Below are 2,761 nucleotides of genomic sequence, written 5' to 3' on the forward strand. Positions count from 1 at the left end.
GTAAACCGGAGATCTGGCATCGTGCATTCCCCCTATATATCTTAAGACTTTACTCTTGTGCAATTTCTTTTTCAAGTTTTCGAATCTGATCCCTCAGTTCAGCAGCGCTTTCGAACTCTTCCTCCACGATTGCTTGCTGAAGCTGTTCCTTCAATTCATCAATTTGCCGCTTGAATTGGATTTGCGCACCGATACGTTTGGGAATTTTCCCCACGTGGCTCGTGCTGCCATGCACTCTTTTAATGAGCGGATCAAGCCCCTTGTCAAAATACTTATAGCAGGAGCTGCAGCCAAAGCGTCCGAGCTTGCTGAACTGCCCGTAGGTCATGCCGCATTCCTCGCAGCGAACTTCGTGAGGCTTTGGTTCGGCAGTGGATTTCCCCTTGCTCGCCCCCTCCAAATCCAATAAACCCGACAGCAGGCTGTGAATGGAGAAACCGCCCGACGTACCCGGTATTAATTCACCCTTTTCCCTTGCACAGTTCTCGCAAATATGAAATTCCGTCTTCTCTCCGTTCACAATTTTCGTGAAATGAAGCGTTGCCGGTCTGACACCGCACTCTTGGCAAAGCATATAACGAAATCCTCCCTTTAAGCGCCGAATTATTTGCTGAGCAGTGAGATCAGCATCGCCTTCATCATTTTGGAACGAATTTCGTCCCGATGGGGGAGCTTAACCGCAATGCATTCACGCGAAATGGCGGCGCGCATAAGACAGGCTTCTCGTCTGGTTAAAAACCCGGCCTCTTCGAGCTGATAAATGAGCCCCTCAGCTGTACTCTGGTCGATGCCCGAGCCAATTTTCTGGTTAAGATGCGTATGCAGCGCCGAGTGCTGCGGAAGCTCAATGCGCTGAATGCGGATATATCCGCCTCCGCCGCGCTTGCTCTCCACCAAATAGCCCTTTTCAAGCGTAAAGCGTGTGCTGATTACATAATTGATCTGGGAGGGTACGCAGGAAAAATGGTCCGCCAGATCGTTGCGTTGAATTTCCACTGTGCCTTCGGGACTTTCATGCAAAATATTCTTCAGATATTGTTCGATGATATCGGAGATATTGCGCATCACTCATCCTCCAGATTCAGAGCTTGCAGATGCAGCCGATGGCACCGTTCCCTCTTTCGGCCCTAACCTTTAAAGGAACTTTAACCAAAGTGCAAAGAGCCGAATCCCGTATAAAGCCGGCTGACAAGCCCGGATTTAGATTCTGTTCAAGCCCCTACTAGTGTGGCCTAAACTGTACACCGCATACTTGAAAAAGCGAACGGGAACGAATAAGTAATCACCTGCTGTATGCTCTGTTGACTTTGACTTTCTTTGACTTTTTTTATTATTATAGCACATTCTTCCGAAAAGCCAAGTCTTTGTTCAAAAAAAATCAAACAATGCCGTCCGGGCGTCCGAAATACGTTCCCCCACCCTTTTCTCTACCGATACATTACCCACAAGCAGTCCCGCTTGATACAGGTTCATCGGCATTTTGTAACTGATCAGCACCAGGTTGCCTGCGAATCATGATCAGCATAACAAGTCCGCAGCCCAAAGCGTTATTTATACAAGAAGAAACGGCTTCGCCGTCCTTTTAGAACGGCACCGTTTCTCGTAGAAATATAAGACAAATTGATAAGCGCTCAGCTTATAAATTATTATATTTTGAAAAAAACGGCTAACGTCCTCTTTTCAAGGCGGCAGCCGCTTTCTTCCGGTATGCAGTTCGCGGATTGCTGCGAATCCGCTATAAGATGTTGTTTCGAGCAAGATAGATTCTTGCTTCGAAGGGGCGGAGCCACAGCGCCGTAAGCGGTTCAGCCGCCAGGGGATAATTGGCCAGCAGCAGGCTCGGCTCGGAGGTTGGTTCCCCCAGATCAACCATCTGCTCCCGCTCGGAGAAGCTCGCGACGACAATCAGCGTCTCATCATTCAGCGTTCGCCTATATGCGAATACATCAGAATGCTCCTCAAGCAGCGGGCTATAATCGCCGTAGACGATCACATCATACCGTTTACGCAGCCGGATTAACTCACGGTAGTAATGCAGAACGGAATCAGGATCGGCGAGAGCCTTCTCCACGTTTACTTCCTTATAGTTAGGATTAACATCAATCCACGGCTGCACGGTTCCAAATCCAGCGTACAGGCTGTCATCCCACTGCATGGGCGTACGGGCATTGTCCCGGCTTTTCAAATAAATATCCCGCATCACCTCTTCATGAGAGCGCCCTTTGGCTTCGCATTCAATTCTGTAAGGAGAGTCTTGCAGCATATGAATGCAGCTAGCGAACATTTTGGCTTCTGAGCGCATCTTGCGACCAGTTCAGATCCGGCTGCTTGGCGGAGAAAAGGTGGAGATAGTAGCCCTCTGCCTCCTCATCGTATTTCCAGGCCGATCCTCCCGAGATTGGCGCAGAGGGCGTCAAGCACATGATCAGGCATTTTGCCGAGGGAGGAAAGTTCCCAGAGAAAGGGCAGTTTTACCTCGCTTATAAAATCATTGAAAGAGAGTCCGTAGCCGCGATTCCGCTCGATATATAGCAATATGCGAATAGGCCGCCCTTTTCGAGGTGCAGTCTATTTGCGTTTTCCGGACGCGGCTTCCGGAATCACTCTCCAGATCCTTCACCCTCTCCGGCGGGTATGGCGGATGCGGAACCCTTAATCGCGTGTTAATTCAATCGCTGCTAGGCAGCATAAGTTAAAAAGAAATATAAAAAACCACTGCTGATACTCAGCAGTGGTTCTTGTGCTTGGCAACGTCCTACTC

General features: G+C 49.1%; 5 protein-coding genes. All 5 read right to left on the reverse strand.

Annotated features, from left to right (window positions below):
- Positions 1-49: 49 nt before the first annotated feature.
- Complete coding sequence (locus L691_RS0111705) at positions 50-574, reverse strand: UvrB/UvrC motif-containing protein (protein ID WP_025690717.1); 525 nt, start codon at positions 572-574, stop codon at positions 50-52.
- Positions 575-603: 29 nt separating this feature from the next.
- Entirely contained in the window at positions 604-1,065 is a 462-nt protein-coding gene (locus tag L691_RS0111710; RefSeq protein WP_025690718.1) for a CtsR family transcriptional regulator, read from the reverse strand.
- 303 nt (positions 1,066-1,368) lie between these two features.
- On the reverse strand, positions 1,369-1,497 hold the full coding sequence (locus L691_RS33950; RefSeq protein WP_269634845.1) for a hypothetical protein: 129 nt from the start codon (positions 1,495-1,497) through the stop codon (positions 1,369-1,371).
- A 238-nt stretch (positions 1,498-1,735) separates the two neighbouring features.
- Positions 1,736-2,302: an alpha-amylase family glycosyl hydrolase gene (locus L691_RS0111720; RefSeq protein WP_156934224.1), complete on the reverse strand. Its 567-nt coding sequence runs from the start codon at positions 2,300-2,302 to the stop codon at positions 1,736-1,738.
- The gene (locus L691_RS34265) at positions 2,274-2,423 is read right to left on the reverse strand and encodes an alpha-amylase family glycosyl hydrolase (protein ID WP_156934225.1); all 150 of its coding nucleotides are present in this window, start codon (positions 2,421-2,423) and stop codon (positions 2,274-2,276) included. The genes L691_RS0111720 and L691_RS34265 overlap by 29 nt, the downstream gene beginning before the upstream one ends.
- Positions 2,424-2,761: the final 338 nt, after the last annotated feature.

It is taken from the genome of Paenibacillus zanthoxyli JH29, from assembly GCF_000520715.1.
GTDB classification, from domain to species: domain Bacteria; phylum Bacillota; class Bacilli; order Paenibacillales; family Paenibacillaceae; genus Paenibacillus_AQ; species Paenibacillus_AQ zanthoxyli.